The organism is Providencia sp. NPDC089933, assembly GCF_049545585.1.
In the GTDB taxonomy this organism is placed as follows: domain Bacteria; phylum Pseudomonadota; class Gammaproteobacteria; order Enterobacterales; family Enterobacteriaceae; genus Providencia; species Providencia huashanensis.
The window spans coordinates 77,528-92,358 of sequence record NZ_JBMWDT010000008.1 but is presented as its reverse complement, the minus strand read 5'-3'; the positions used below and the strand labels follow the sequence as shown (position 1 = coordinate 92,358).

The following is a 14,831-nucleotide window of genomic DNA, read 5'->3' as shown; positions in this document are numbered from 1 at the left end:
TTTTAAATCATCAATAACGATTTTTATTGATTGTTTATTCAGCATCTCATATTAATTGTTCAACAATCCATTAAAGATAGATTAACAATATCTATAACAAGTAGAACAATGGCACGATAATTGCCTCAATGATCATGACATCAACAATCACATCAATAATTAAAACAATAACTATTAGAGGAGTATGCATATGGCCGCTCAAGAAAGCGCATCAACGACCGCAGAGTATGTGAAAAGCCGCCGTTCTTCATTAATAAGTGCAATTTTTTTGATGGCAACTTCTGCCATAGGTCCTGGATTTATTACACAAACAGCAACCTTTACTGTCACATTAGGTGCGGCATTTGCGTTCGGTATTTTAGCGTCTATCGTGATTGATTTTGTTGTTCAGCAAAATATATGGCGAGTCGTGACATTAACGAAAATGCATTCATCAGAAATTGCTAATGCCACAATCCCAGGAAGTGGCTATTTACTTGCCATATTGGTTATTTTTGGTGGGCTTATTTTCAATATTGGTAATATTGCTGGTGCAGGTTTAGGGCTAAATGCACTTGTTGGTCTCGACCCAAAATGGGGAGGGTTAATCAGTGCATTGCTGGCGATTTATATTTTCTCATCCCGTAAAGCAAGCACATTTATTGACAGGCTCATTATTGGATTAGGTGTAGTGATGATTGGCCTAACGTTATTTGTGGCTATTGCATCAAACCCACCTGTTGGCGAGGCTCTACGTCAAAGTGTATTACCGGATACGGTTGATTTTGCCATGATAACCACCATTGTCGGGGGAACCGTTGGGGGATATATCTGCTATGCAGGCGCGCACCGCTTATTAGATAAAGGTGCAGTAGGGATTGAAAATATAAATATTGTGTCGAGTGCAGCAACCAAAGGCATCTTAGTTGTTGGTTTGATGCGCTACATTTTATTCCTTGCGATCTTAGGTGTGGTTGCAAGTGGTGTAACGATTGATATTTCAGGGCATGCGGCTAACCCTGCCTCTCAAGCATTTCAGGCAGCAGCAGGTAACTTTGGTTTACGTATTTTTGGCTTAATTTTATGGGCTGCGGCACTGACCAGCGTGATTGGTGCAGCTTATACATCAATGAGTTTTTTAACGGCATTTAAATCATCAATTACCGAAAGGCAGCGTAATGTCGCGACCATCCTATTTATTGCTATTTCATTAATTGTTTATTTATTTATGGGAACAGCGCCTGCCGCATTATTAGTATTTGCAGGTGGTTTCAATGGGTTAATCTTGCCTATTGGATTGACCTTGTTTGTTTATATTGGTTGGAAAAGAACTGATTTGATGTCGGGATACCACTATCCACGTTGGTTATTATGGTCTGGGGTTATTACCTGTGCCTTAACTTGGTATATGGGTGTTATGTCTGTTAGTACAATCTTTAATTATCTGAAGTAACCCAAGGGGCGATGATGAAAAAACAAATCGATTTAAACAGTGACCTCGGGGAAAGTTTTGGTCAATGGAGTATGGGGAATGATGCAGCGATCCTTCCCGTGGTTAGCAGTGCTAATGTTGCTTGTGGGTTCCATGCGGGGTCACCAGAAGGCATATTAAAAACACTGCAAGCGGCTCAAGATAATGGGGTTGTGGTCGGTGCTCATGTTGGTTATCCCGACTTAGTTGGTTTTGGTCGTCGTAATATGGATATTGCTACTGATGAATTAATGGCGGATGTTATTTACCAGATTGGCGCTCTGCAAGGGCTAGCAACCGCCGTTGGGACTCAAGTACGTTATGTTAAGCCCCATGGGGCACTGTATAACACGATTGCTCACGATAAGCGCCAAGCGATGGCTGTGATTAATGCAATGTTAGCTATTGATAATCAATTGATATTAGTCGCATTAGCGGGCTCGCCATTGATTGTATGGGCAAGAGAAAGTGGGTTGAATGTGGTGGCTGAAGCCTTTGCGGATAGGGCTTATAACAGCGATGGCACGTTAGTTTCACGTCGATTAGAAGGCGCAGTTTTACATGACCCGCAATTAGTTGCACAACGCATGTTGCAACTGGTTAACGAAGGCGGGGTGATGTCAATTGATGGCCAATTTACTCCGATTGAAGCTGGGTCGATTTGTGTACATGGGGATAGCCCCGGTGCGTTAGAAATGGCACAGGAAGTACGTAATGTATTAGAAAATCAAGGCATTGAAATTCAGGGTTTTGTGCATAGAAGGAATAGCTAATGACGCAACTTATGAAGGCATCGCAACAAGCGATTGATGCGGCACGCGCCGCCAGAGAAGCTATTCGTAGTGGTTATGATAAACCAACAGCAGGGCTTGCCCGCGGAATGACACAAGCCAATATGATAGCCTTGCCCCGTGACTGGGCGTTCGATTTTTTATTATACGCACAGCGTAACCCTAAGAGTTGCCCAGTGCTAGATGTATGCGAAGCAGGGAGTTGGCAAACAAGCCTTGCAGACGGAGCTGATTTACGGGCAGATATTCCACGTTACCGTGTTTGGGAAAATGGGCAGTTAGCTGCTGAAATTACAGATGCGACAGAGATTTATCAACAACATCCAGATTTAGTCACCTTTCTTATTGGTTGTAGCTTTACATTTGAAACGCCAATGATTGAGGCGGGTATTGATATACGTCATATCACAGATCAATCGAATGTCCCCATGTTTAAAACGAATCGATTATGTCGCCCCGCGGGGCGTTTGCAGGGGGAATTAGTTGTTTCAATGCGCCCAATCCCCGCTGACCGCATCGCGGATGCCGTGAGTATTACTGGGCGCTTTCCCGCGGTTCATGGAACGCCTGTTCATGTTGGTGCACCTGAGCAGCTTGGTATTCAGGATATTATGCGCCCTGATTTCGGTGATGCCGTCAGAATTGAAAAAGGGGAAATTCCGGTATTTTGGGCATGCGGAGTGACGCCACAAGCGGCAGTAATGAAGTCCGGTGTTCCTTTTGCTTTGAGTCATGCACCCGGTTATATGTTTATTACTGATGTTCCTGATGCTGCATATCATATATAGAGGTGCCCATTGCGATTTTTACCCGTCAATTTAAGTGCCTTCATGGTTGAATTGGATAGCCTTGAACAAACAATGGCACTGACAGACTCTTTAACAGAGATACCAATTCATGGGGTTGAAGAAATAATCCCCGCAGCGCGAACCATTTTAGTCCGCTATAACCCGTTTATTGCGGAAGAAGACAACTTGGTTAAATTGATTTCCTTGAGGGATATCACCAAAGCTAAAGCTCACGCTAGCAAGCTTGTGACAATTCCTGTCCATTATAATGGGCAGGATTTACCTGATGTTGCCCAGTTCCTCGGTGTTTCTGTTGATGAGGTGATCCGGCGACACACACAAAATGAGTATCAAGTTGCTTTTAGCGGTTTTGCGCCGGGTTTTGGTTACATGGTTTCTAAGCATGCTCAGTTAAATGTCCCAAGGCGCCAATCACCTCGAGTGCGGATACCCGCAGGTTCAGTGGCTTTGGCTGGGGAGTTTAGTAGTGTTTATCCGCAAGCAAGCCCCGGGGGCTGGCAGTTAATTGGTGTAACCGAGTTATCAATGTGGGATATCAACCGCCCTGAACCAGCCTTAGTGCAGGCAGGGACTCGGGTCAACTTTGTTGATGCACAGAAAAGTCAGGTTAGTTATAGCTTACCCACAAAGAACCTAAGCATAGAGCAACCTGAAAATACGAAAGCAGACATAATCGTGTTGGCTACGGGTTTACAGACGTTATTCCAAGATTTAGGCCGAGTAGGCCAGTCGGCATTAGGGATTTCAGAATCCGGTGGTATGGACAAATCAGCACTACGTAGTGCTAATCGTATTGTGGGGAATTTATCTGACGCAGCGGTATTAGAAATTACTCAAGGTGGCTTTAAAGCTCAAATAAATAGAAATTTAGTTGTTGCTGTTACAGGCGCCTCCTGTGTGATTGAGGTGACAACCGCTAGCAATCAACAATATCAAGTTAATCCTTATCAACCTGTACATTTAATCAAAGGGGATGTGATTAAACTTGGGAGTCCAAATAAAGGTGTACGCAGTTATTTAGCTGTACGGGGTGGGTTTAATGTTAAACCTATTTTATCCAGTTGTTCATTCGACACTTTGGCACAGGTTGGTCCTGCGCCTCTTAGGGTTAATCAGGCACTAAGCATTAAGACAAGCTCACCGATATCAGCAGTTTCTTTATCAGAAACCCCTGCATTTGATTACCCAGATGCAGATGATGTTGTTGTGCTTGATGTGGTTTTAGGCCCTAGAACTGATTGGTTTACAGAGCAAGCCATTGATAAGCTAACAAATCAATTGTGGCAGGTAACAGCCGCATCAAATCGTATAGGTTTGCGTTTGTCAGGTGAGAAACCTTTTGAGCGTAAAAAATTACAAGAATTGCCGAGTGAGGGGACTTGTATAGGCGCTATCCAAGTTCCTGCGAATGGCCAGCCAGTTTTATTTTTAAATGACCATCCATTAACCGGGGGTTACCCAGTTATTGGGGCCGTATGTGAATATCATTTAGATTTAGCAGGGCAAATTCCTGTCAATGCAAGAATACGCTTTAATCCACTTGGTGAATTTAAAGAATTACATGGGAGTGATGGTACTGATGAACAAGAATAAAAAGACACACAAAGTATTGATTGCAAACCGAGGTGAAATCGCTGTGCGTATTATTCGTGCTTGCCGTGATTATGGTTTCCAGTCTGTTGCGGTGTATGCAGACAGCGATATTGATGCATTACACGTTAAAATGGCAGATGAGGCATATGGGCTAAACGGGAACTCACCTGCACAAAGTTACTTAAATATTGAAAAGTTAATTGAAGTCGCTCAGAAGTCAGGTGCGACGATGGTGCACCCAGGTTATGGCTTTTTGTCTGAGCGTGCGGAATTTGCCCGTGCGGTGAATGATGCGGGTTTAATATGGATAGGACCAAGTGCGGAGAGTATTGATATCTTAGGTGATAAGGTTCAGGCTCGCCATATTGCTATGCAAGTAGGAGCCCCACTGGTTGTGGGGACGAAAGACCCGGTTATTGATGCGCAGGAGGTGGTTAAATTTGCTCATCAACACGGTTTGCCTATCGCAATAAAAGCTGCATTTGGTGGAGGTGGTCGAGGTCTCAAAGTCGCGTGGCAATTACATGAAGTTGAAGAACTTTATCATTCTGCTGTACGCGAAGCGGTTGCCGCTTTTGGGCGTGGTGAGTGTTTTATTGAACAGTTTTTGCATAACCCGCGCCACATTGAAGCACAGGTGATTGCAGATACACATGGTAATGTGCTGGTGGTGGGGACAAGGGATTGTTCATTGCAGCGTCGTAATCAAAAATTGGTCGAGGAATCACCCGCGCCATTTTTATCTGAGGAACAACAGCAACAAATTATTAAATCCTCAACAGATATTTGCCGTAAAGCTGGCTATGTTGGCGCAGGCACCGTTGAGTTTTTGCTGAGTCAGGACGGGACGTTATCATTCTTAGAGGTGAATACTCGGCTACAAGTTGAGCATCCGGTAACTGAGGAAACGGCAGGGATTGATTTAGTGATTGAGCAATTACGTATTGCCGAAGGTTTACCTTTAAGTATTAATGAGACTCCGAAGCCTCGCGGTCATGCTTTTGAGTTCCGAATTAATGCGGAAGATGCAGGTAATGGTTTTTTGCCAACACCAGGGACAATTACAACTTTTGATGTTCCAACAGGGCCTGGAGTTCGTATTGATAGTGGTGTTGCTGCTGGTACGACGATCCCAGGGACATTTGATTCGTTAATGGCAAAACTGATAGTGGTGGGAAATACGCGAGAACAAGCTATTTCACGCGCCCGTCGCGCTTTAGCAGAGTTTAAGATTGAGGGGGTCGCATCGGTATTACCGTTCCACCGCGCGGTCATGGAACAAGCCGACTTTTGTGACCATTTTAATGTGCATACACGTTGGATTGAAACAGAATTTAGTGTGGAGATCCCCCCTGCAAAGCGCCAAATTCCATCTGCAAACCATCAATTGACTCGCACCTTTATTGAAATTGATGGCAAACGTTGTGAATTAGGCTTACCGGCGCAGTTAATGTCCGGCCTTACCGCAAATAGTGTGTCTCCAACTAATATGATACCACCTAACGGTGAGCTTCAAGCTGCTAGCAACCCTGATGTGGTGAATGCGCCTATCTCCGGTGTGTTGTTTAACTGGTTGATCCCTCAGGGGGACAATGTCGTAGAAGGGGATGTTATTGGCGTAATGGAAGCGATGAAAATGGAAGTGCAAATTATTGCTCATCGTACTGGAGCGCTGAAATACCATGCAAATAAAGGTGAGTTTATTGAAGCGGAATCTCCAATTGCTGAAATTATCTAACATGTAATAGTTGTATGGCTTGGGCTGGAAAACGGCTCAAGCTAACGAGACTGGCGCTTAGGTAACGACCTTAATGGTGGGTGTGGTGCAGGAACCGCATGTTGTTCTTCAACGGCCATCTCTTCACTATCACGATAAACCTCACCGCAGAGAAAATAAAGGTTTGGTCGTTTTGATTCTAAGTATTTTTTTCGGCTGACACATTGCTCTTGTGTGAAAATGGTTTCAGTCACGGGCAATGCATCACATGAATCTGTGCCGCAAGGACTAACCCATAATGCCCAACCAATAAGTACCATATGTCCTGCCATTTACATTGCCTTCCTTAAATAAAACCAATATGAAACGCTGATGAGTTATTACGACTATTGAGTATCGGCGGCACCTGATTTACTCACACATTATAAGTGGAATTCTAACATTGAGTTAAATAAATGTATGTATTTAGACATGAAGAATGGCCATATTGACACTAAACAACAAATAGCCAGTGGTAAAAATAACGGTTACAAAATTCACGAGTAGTCAGTGCATGATTTTTTAGTGATAGCACGCAAAGAAACAAAATAATTATCTGCAAATAGCCATTTTTAGAGCTCAAGCCTATTAATTAAAGTGATTTTTAACTAGGATTTAAATAACCTCTATTAAGAAAAGTGATAGGAATAAATTATGAATACCATGGAAGACGTGCTTTCCTTTTGGTTTGAGGAATCTACGCCCAAACAGTGGTTTGAGAAAAGTGCTAAATTTGATTTGGCGATAGCACAGCGTTTTTCGCAAATCTGTGAGCGTGCAGCTAAAGGTGAGTTGGCTTATTGGCGAGCGTCTATACGGGGGCGGTTAGCGGAAATCATTGTGTTGGACCAATTTTCACGTAATTTATGGCGCGATACGCCAAGGTCTTTTGCTCAAGATGGTATGGCATTAGCTTTAGCTCAAGAGGCGATTAAACAGCATGATTATAATTTGCTGACCTTATCACAACGTAAGTTTATTTTGATGCCTTATATGCATTCGGAATCTAGCTTTATTCATTTGCAGGCTGTTGAATTATTTCGCATGTTAGGTGATGACGCGACTCTGGATTATGAAATGCGCCACAAGGCTATTGTTGATAAATTCGGGCGTTACCCGCATCGCAATAACATTTTAGGCCGGGTATCAACACCAGAAGAAGTTGCATTTTTACAAGAACCTAACTCTTCATTTTAGAGGCACTTGAATAAATGCATTGCTAAATGGGCCCCCAGCTATCTATTGAGAAGCTCATTTAGCAACATTAATTATTTAGCGAAATAATTCAACTTTCGCGGGGGATAACCCTAATTCTTGTTGTAGTGATTTTAAATATATCTCAGTGATTTGGGCTAGGCATGGATAGAACAGTGTTTCTGTTTTGGACTGCTGAACGAGAGCTAAGTAACGGTACGCCCAAGGTAATAAATGTTGCTCAAATAATACCGTGATTGCGGCTTCTTGCCCTTGTTCTGCTAAAGCTGAAATTGCCATCATCATTAAACCAAATTGGTCTTCAGGCTCACGGACCCCAGTATCTGTAACTAACCCTTTGCTTTGTAAGAAATTACGATATTCTGCCGTTGATTCACCCATGACAGTATTGTCATGTTCTAAGTATACTGACCCCCATGGTGGAGCTGGCATACTACCTTGTCCTTCAAATAGGATTGAATAATCATAGCTAATTTCATCAGCTTGTATTGCTGATAATTTAGTGCAAAGTTCTTGTATTTGTTCTGCGTCTTGCCATGAATATAGGGTCGGGATTTCAGGTAACACGGGGAATAAGTTTTTTAAAGTTTCGGATTGGGGTGAATAATAGAAGCAAGCACCCAAAATGCGCAGTAATGTCGTATCAATCATTTTATATCCGTTAATTTATCCGTCATATTTTGAGCTACAGCAGTGTTGACTGCGCTCGTCTATTCAGGCCGCATACTAATGTATGCTTTCTCAGTTATATTCATTTGTCTCCTAGCTGTCATTCAAACTATTTAGGGTAAACGAGTTAAAGCACAATATATCTGGCAGTTTGAATTTAGTCAGGGCAATGAAATTAAAGTAAAGAACCCCAAATGGGGTTCTTTGATAAATAACTATAACATAGTAACAACAATAGGTTACATGGTGATTTGCCACAAGTTGTAGAACGCAATACGACCGGCAAGTTCAGCTAGTAATACTGCTGCTGCACAGGTGGCTAAAGTCGCTTTTGGTGCGCGTTGCTTTAAGGCCATACCAACGAAAGCCGCTAAGGCGATTGCCAGTACAACAACTTGAAATCCCCAAAAACCAGTTTGTTCACTACTCAGTGCCGGACCTGTTTCGGTTAAGAAAGCTTGGTAACTAGCTCGGCTTGCAAAAATAGCAAATGTACCGACCAGAAACGATGCAATACCTAAACCTCGAGCACCAATAACAATAGCTAACGCACCGCCACCGACTAACATGGTCATCCACATTTGTAAGGTGGTGTAGCCCGTACTCCAGTTAGCAATAGTTGCGATATTGTAGACTTGCGGGATTGACCAAACAAAAGCAAGCCCTGAGATCACCGCAGCAATATTTGCCAGCTCACGCAATAGCGTGTGCTTGAAAAATAAGGTGAAAAACAGTGTTGCGGCAGCACAACCAACAAAAACGCCACTTAAGAAGGCTTCATTACTCATTGGTGAGCGGCCAACGCCAAGCAGCATATTGAAGAAACGTAGGGGTTGCCCTACGTGTAACCCACCGATACCTAAGCCGATGATCATGATGATAAAGGCAATAATATTGGCTGTTTTTAATTGGTTATCGTCAATCGAACCCATTTTACGGCTTAAATAAGCAAGCAAGAAAAGCCCAGCGGCTGATTGTCCTAAGACAGTGAAAAAAACCAGTGGTAATTCATGCATTTTACACCTCCGCAGGGTTTTTTAGTTCGCCACTTTTATCGCCAAATGGCTTCGCATCTTTATGTGGCTTAATGACAATATTTGGGTTTGTTAGGCTAGGATCTGGCATTGGAGCAATACCACATTCAGTGCCATGTAGTTCACGTAGAACATTAATATCATCAAAATCTAAAGCACGCTGTGGGCAAGACTCAACACAAACGGGTTTCATTCCTTGTGCCACTCGTTCATAACATCCGTCACACTTGCTCATCAATTTTTTCTTTTCATCAAATTGCGGTGCACCATATGGACATCGCAATTCACAGTAGCGGCAACCAACACAAATTGATTGGTCAACAACGACTAAACCATCTTCTTCCCGTTTATGCATGGCGCCTGTTGGGCAACCCGCGACACACGTTGGGTTTGAGCAATGGTTACATGAAATAGAAAGATAGTAATTGAAAACGTTTTGCTGCCATATACCATCTTGTTTTTGCCAACTACCACCACCAAACTCATAAACACGACGGAATTTGGGGCCTAAATCTAAATCTTTTTCATCCTTACAACTGACTTGGCAAGTTTTACAGCCAGTGCATTTTGTGGAGTCAAAGTAAAAGCCATATTGTTTCATCATTTAACTCCTTAAGCGCGTTTAACTTCAACAAGGTTGGTATGTTGTGGCGTTCCTTTTGCAAGTGGCGAAGGAACATGTGAGGTTAGCGTGTTGATACAACCGCCTATATCTAACCCCTCATTATTGAGAGCTCGCCATGCACCTTGTGGAACAGCGATAACACCGGGTAATACACGCTCTGTAACTTTCACTTTGATTTGAATACGACCACGGTCATTAAAAATTTCAGCAATATCACCATTGTTCAATCCACGTTGTTGTGCATCGATTGGGTTAAGCCAAAATTGGTGAGGAATCGCTTCACGCAGCATGGCAACGTTATAATAAGACGAATGCACATGGCCTTTATCGTGGAAGCCAGTCATTAATAACGTATGTTTTTGTTGCGCTGCTTGTGCTTCAACGCCTTCTTTATTCACACAATATTCTGGAATTGCAGGAATACGCTGACCTTCTGGTAATTCCCAGTTTTTCACACGTTCAGCTAATTGTTCCGAGTAGATTTCGACTTTACCTGACGGTGTTTTCAACGGGTTGTTTATTGGGTCTTCACGGAATTTCTGTAATGCGACATTTTCTGCACTATTCAGGAATTTACGGTCGATGATACCCGCACCATCGGTTTCACTGAACTCAGGTAAATGCGGCATTTTTTCACGCGTTTTGTTATAGCAGAACTCAATCCACTGTGCGTATGTACGCCCTTCGGTAAATTGTTCTTTAACGCCCATTTTTTCAGCGATTTCAGCTAGGACATCATAGTTAGGGCGGTTTTCCCATAGTGGCTCAATCGCATTTTGTAGGCGAACTAAGTAATGGTAGGCCCCACTTGCATAGGAGTTATTAATCAAATCGTTAGTTTCAACGGTTGTTACATCCGGTAATAGCAAGTCTGCATATTTTGCTGATGGGGTGTCATGGTTATCCCAAACTAAAATGAATTCACATTTTGATTCATCTGCAAGAATTTCATGGGTTTTGTTTAAATCACCATGTTGGTTACCAATCACATTACTTGAGTAACACCACATAAACTTGATGTCGTTATTTAATTTATCGACACCTTTGATACCTGCGTTTTCAGCCGTAAGCTCTTTACCCCTTACAATGGCTTCAGACCACATATAAGTTGGGATCAGTGCCTTGACTGGGTTAGGTAAGCCAAAACCTGCTACAGGATATGCATAGCTATTACCCCATAAACCAGTATTGGTACCTGCACGACCGATATTGCCAGACATTAGCGGTAACATCATAATTGAGCGACAGGCTTGCTCACCATTTTCGGTGCGTTGTAAGCCCCAACCTTGTGAAATCCATGCGTGATTAGCATTACCAATTTCGCGAGCAAGTTGTTTTATCCGCGCGACTGAAATTCCAGTCAGTTTGCTCGCCCATTCTGGCGTTTTAGCTATTCCGTCAGGGCCATTACCTAAAATATAATCTTTGTAAGATGCATTGCGTGGCGCAGAAGCGGGTAATGTAGATTCATCCCAGCCAACACAGTATTTATTTAGGAACTCTTCATCCGTTAGCCCTTCTTGGATCATTACATAGCCCAATGAAGCAACTAATGCCGCATCAGTCCCCGGGTAAATAGGGACCCACTCAGCGCCAAGTGTTGTCACACTATCGGTGCGGCGAGGGTCAATAATAATCACTTTTGCTTTGCTTTTGTCCAAGGCATTTAGCGTTTCATAGAATTGACCACCACCTGACATACGAGTTTCTGCAAGGTTATGACCAAACATGACAACTAAATCTGAGTTTTGGATCTCAGATAAATAAGACTCTTCAATGCCGCCATACACATAAGGAGTAATTTCCATTAATTGAGCGTATGAATAAGTCCCATAGTCACCTAAGAAGCCACCCGTTAAACTTAATAAACGTTTACACGCTGCACGCCCGTGCAAGTTCGCCCCTGTAGAGCCGGAGCCATACTGATAATAGATGGCATCACTACCATACTTATCAATGGTATATTTCAACTTCTCAGCGATGATGGTAGTGGCTTCATCCCATGTGATTTTTTTGAATTTCCCTTCACCACGTTTACCAACGCGTACCATTGGGTATTTTAAACGATCAGGGTTATAGGTTTTCCAACGAACTGAGCGACCGCGTAAGCATGGACGAATTTGGTGTTCGCCTAAGGTAGAGTCGTCATACATGGTCTCATTTGAGATACGGCTGATAACACCATCTTTAACATGAACCTTTAATGGACAACGGCTACCACAGTTAACTAAGCATGCGCTATAGCTGATTTTTTCGCTGACTTCGTCAGGCATAATTGCTGGTGCTTTTGCTTGTGCAGCAAAGGGAAGGGTGATTGAGCCAGCAACTGCGGCGACACCCGCAACTGTTGCAGAGGTTTGTATAAACTCCCTCCTGCTCAGTTCTCCAAATTGAGTATTTTTTTTAATTTTATGCATTGACATTGCCTATATGTAAATAACAACATTACTATCTTGTTTTATATGTTAAAAAAAGTTTCTGCTGAGTTACATGACTTACATCAATGTTACCCCTGATAAGTAAAATGTATTTATATAATTTATAAGGCTTTTTTCTGTCAAGAAGAGGGGGGGAGTTCTGTTTTAATTAACTATCGCTATATTTTATTTTATATAATGATAGGAGGGGAAAGCAGGCAAAAGAGGGATTTCTCCCTCTTTAAATTACTACTTTAGTTGTAGATAAATAAGAAATATTAACTAATCACTAAGTGTTAACTATTTTTCTGTAGATTTACCTATCATTCTAACATCATTTCCGGTAGGTGATTGATGTACCGCTAAATTAAATTGTGGCAGGATAGAAAATATATGGTCAAAGATATCGGACTGAATTCGTTCATACTCGACCCATACCGTTGTATTAGTAAATGCATATATTTCTATTGGTACACCATTTGAATCTGACTCAAGTTGCCTAACCATAATCGTCATATTTTTATGAATATTCGGATGGGATTTCAAATAGGCTTCAATATAAGCACGGAAAGTCCCAATATTGGTTAACTTACGTTGGTTCAATGGGATAGCTTTATCATCAGGAATATTAGAATTATAAATTTGAATTTCTGATATCTTTTTATCGAGATAAGGCTCAAGTAAATTGGCTTTAATGAACAGCTCTGTTTCATCAGGTTGTAAAAAATGCACGCTGTTGGCATCTAATCGGACACTACGCTTAATACGGCGGCCACCTGAATCTGTCATTCCTTTCCAGTTTTTGAACGAATCGGAAATGAGAGCATAAGTTGGGATTGTTGTAACGGTATTATCCCAGTTTTGTACTTTCACAGTCGTTAAACCAATATCGATGACTGCACCATCAGCGCCATATTTAGGCATTTCTAACCAATCACCAATGTTCACCATATTATTGGCTGAAAGTTGTATCCCTGCGACTAAACCCATTATAGGGTCTTTAAAGACTAACATCATGACCGCAGTCATTGCCCCAAGGCCACTTAAAATAATTAGCGGAGATTTGCCAATTAATAGGGCGATGATCATGATACCAATTAGAATAGAAGCAATTAGCTTAATACTTTGGAATATGCCCCGAAGTGGCAGGTGGGCTGTTCTTGCAGCCCGCTGCAATACACCGAGGATAATATCAAGAATAGAGTAAAGCGTTAATAAACCAAATAATAAACACCACGCCTGTGAACCGACTTTAAGAACAGCTTGTGCCGTTGAACCAGGATGCAACCATAAAGTTGCTTGGATATTGACGACCACCCCTTGAATAACAAACGCAAAGCGATTGAAAAGGTTATGTTGAGTAATTAAGTGAGGCCAACTACCTGCAAATTTTTGCCCACGCTTTTCTAACCGTGGAAGTAATAGCTTATGCAAGATAAGGTGTAATACACAGGCAACTATGAGAATTAACCCGAGCACCATGAGTAAAGAGGCGAGGTTAGCATAATCTTGGTTGAATTGACGTACCCAGTCTAGCAGTTGCTGCTGCATGTTTTCTCCTTTTATGTCGTTCTGAGATATGTTCCGCTATAAATTCTTTTTTAATCGATAAACCTTATCATATGTATAGTAAAATTTCATCATTGGTAATATTAAATACTGTCCTAATTTTCATAAGTAGTATTAAGTATGAGTAAATGTATTACTGAATATAAGGGCTAAAGGGCATCAATTATAAATGAAGGTATTCTGTAAGTTAGGTGAATGGATAACATTTACATAACATTACTTACGATAAGCATTATCTGATTGTGGTGGTTCATTACTAAGCATAATGTTCTATACATTACACGACGTAGGTCTAATTCTGTAGGAGCTTGTTATGAACACATTTAAATTGAAAAAATCGGCATGTTTGTTTCTCTTGCAGTTCATCTTATTGCCTGCGGTCTTTATTACGCCATTAGCAGCGAACTCATCCCCGAATGGTAATCAGGGACAAGGGAATGGTAATCATGGCGCTGGAAATGGCAAGGGACATCAGAAAATCCATGGTAATAATGGTAATAATAAAGGGGCTCATGTCCAAGCAAAAAATAATGCTAAATCCAATAAATATTATGACAAGCAAAGAAATGCTAATGTTAATTTTACCGTGAGTTTTGGTAACGTTAGGCCTTTAGCAATTGAATATGGTTTAACCGGATATCAAGGTTTACCACCGGGTATTGCTAAACAAGTTAGTCGGGGGAAACCACTTCCTCCAGGTATTGCTAAGAAATCACTACCAGCGGGTTTCACCTCTCAATTACCAGTGTATGTAGGTTATGAATGGAAAATAAGTGGAAGAGACTTGCTTCTTGTTGCGGTCGGAACAGCAATAGTCGCGGAAGTTATTGAAAATGTTTTTGAATAAAAAAAACGACCTTGATTTCAAGGTCGTTATGCAAAAACTATGCAAATTAACGCTAA

The 14,831-nt window shown here is 41.8% G+C and carries 13 protein-coding genes; 7 read left to right on the top strand and 6 right to left on the bottom strand.

All coding sequences use genetic code 11. The features are described 5' to 3' along the window. The first annotated feature begins 190 nt into the window (after positions 1–190). Genes ACPEH5_RS12805 through ACPEH5_RS12785 form a run of 5 tightly spaced genes read left to right on the top strand, consistent with a single transcriptional unit; the run spans position 191 to position 6,381 of the window. Positions 191–1,432, top strand: coding sequence for an NRAMP family divalent metal transporter (locus tag ACPEH5_RS12805; RefSeq protein ID WP_042844404.1), 1,242 nt, complete (start codon positions 191–193; stop codon positions 1,430–1,432). 14 nt (positions 1,433–1,446) lie between these two features. Continuing rightward, positions 1,447–2,223, top strand: a complete 777-nt coding sequence (locus ACPEH5_RS12800; RefSeq protein WP_281110792.1) for a LamB/YcsF family protein — start codon at positions 1,447–1,449, stop codon at positions 2,221–2,223. Then, on the top strand, positions 2,223–3,029 hold the full coding sequence (locus ACPEH5_RS12795) for a putative hydro-lyase (RefSeq protein ID WP_281110791.1): 807 nt from the start codon (positions 2,223–2,225) through the stop codon (positions 3,027–3,029). The genes ACPEH5_RS12800 and ACPEH5_RS12795 overlap by 1 nt, the downstream gene beginning before the upstream one ends. Before the next feature lie 9 nt (positions 3,030–3,038). Beyond that, positions 3,039–4,643, top strand: coding sequence for a 5-oxoprolinase/urea amidolyase family protein (locus tag ACPEH5_RS12790; RefSeq protein ID WP_210790310.1), 1,605 nt, complete (start codon positions 3,039–3,041; stop codon positions 4,641–4,643). Further along, complete coding sequence (locus tag ACPEH5_RS12785) at positions 4,621–6,381, top strand: acetyl/propionyl/methylcrotonyl-CoA carboxylase subunit alpha (RefSeq protein WP_409563986.1); 1,761 nt, start codon at positions 4,621–4,623, stop codon at positions 6,379–6,381. The genes ACPEH5_RS12790 and ACPEH5_RS12785 overlap by 23 nt, the downstream gene beginning before the upstream one ends. A 41-nt stretch (positions 6,382–6,422) precedes the next feature. Here ACPEH5_RS12785 and ACPEH5_RS12780 read toward each other — a convergent pair whose 3' ends face one another. Continuing rightward, positions 6,423–6,692: a hypothetical protein gene (locus tag ACPEH5_RS12780; protein ID WP_048607480.1), complete on the bottom strand. Its 270-nt coding sequence runs from the start codon at positions 6,690–6,692 to the stop codon at positions 6,423–6,425. 361 nt (positions 6,693–7,053) lie between these two features. On the opposite strand from ACPEH5_RS12780, the gene ACPEH5_RS12775 reads away from it, so the two are divergent. Next, positions 7,054–7,596 carry a DUF924 family protein gene (locus tag ACPEH5_RS12775; protein WP_042844397.1) on the top strand — a complete coding sequence of 181 codons (543 nt, stop codon included), beginning with the start codon at positions 7,054–7,056 and terminating at the stop codon, positions 7,594–7,596. Positions 7,597–7,671: 75 nt separating this feature from the next. On the opposite strand, the gene ACPEH5_RS12770 is transcribed toward ACPEH5_RS12775, so the two are convergent. The 5 genes from ACPEH5_RS12770 to ACPEH5_RS12750 form a co-directional block, all read right to left on the bottom strand. Next, the gene (locus tag ACPEH5_RS12770) at positions 7,672–8,265 is read right to left on the bottom strand and encodes a TorD/DmsD family molecular chaperone (RefSeq protein WP_042844396.1); all 594 of its coding nucleotides are present in this window, start codon (positions 8,263–8,265) and stop codon (positions 7,672–7,674) included. A 257-nt stretch (positions 8,266–8,522) separates the two neighbouring features. Next, the gene (locus ACPEH5_RS12765; protein ID WP_272572479.1) at positions 8,523–9,299 is read right to left on the bottom strand and encodes a dimethyl sulfoxide reductase anchor subunit family protein; all 777 of its coding nucleotides are present in this window, start codon (positions 9,297–9,299) and stop codon (positions 8,523–8,525) included. Position 9,300: 1 nt separating this feature from the next. Further along, on the bottom strand, positions 9,301–9,918 hold the full coding sequence (locus ACPEH5_RS12760) for a DMSO/selenate family reductase complex B subunit (protein ID WP_042844394.1): 618 nt from the start codon (positions 9,916–9,918) through the stop codon (positions 9,301–9,303). Positions 9,919–9,929: 11 nt separating this feature from the next. Continuing rightward, positions 9,930–12,359 (bottom strand): DMSO/selenate family reductase complex A subunit, encoded by a 2,430-nt coding sequence (locus tag ACPEH5_RS12755; protein WP_042844393.1) that lies wholly within the window; start codon positions 12,357–12,359, stop codon positions 9,930–9,932. A 300-nt stretch (positions 12,360–12,659) separates the two neighbouring features. Next, the gene (locus tag ACPEH5_RS12750) at positions 12,660–13,910 is read right to left on the bottom strand and encodes a mechanosensitive ion channel family protein (RefSeq protein WP_042844392.1); all 1,251 of its coding nucleotides are present in this window, start codon (positions 13,908–13,910) and stop codon (positions 12,660–12,662) included. Between the two features lie 331 nt (positions 13,911–14,241). Between ACPEH5_RS12750 and ACPEH5_RS12745 the strand changes: the two genes are divergently transcribed. Next, on the top strand, positions 14,242–14,775 hold the full coding sequence (locus ACPEH5_RS12745) for an anti-virulence regulator CigR family protein (protein ID WP_052219291.1): 534 nt from the start codon (positions 14,242–14,244) through the stop codon (positions 14,773–14,775). Positions 14,776–14,831 lie beyond the last annotated feature (56 nt).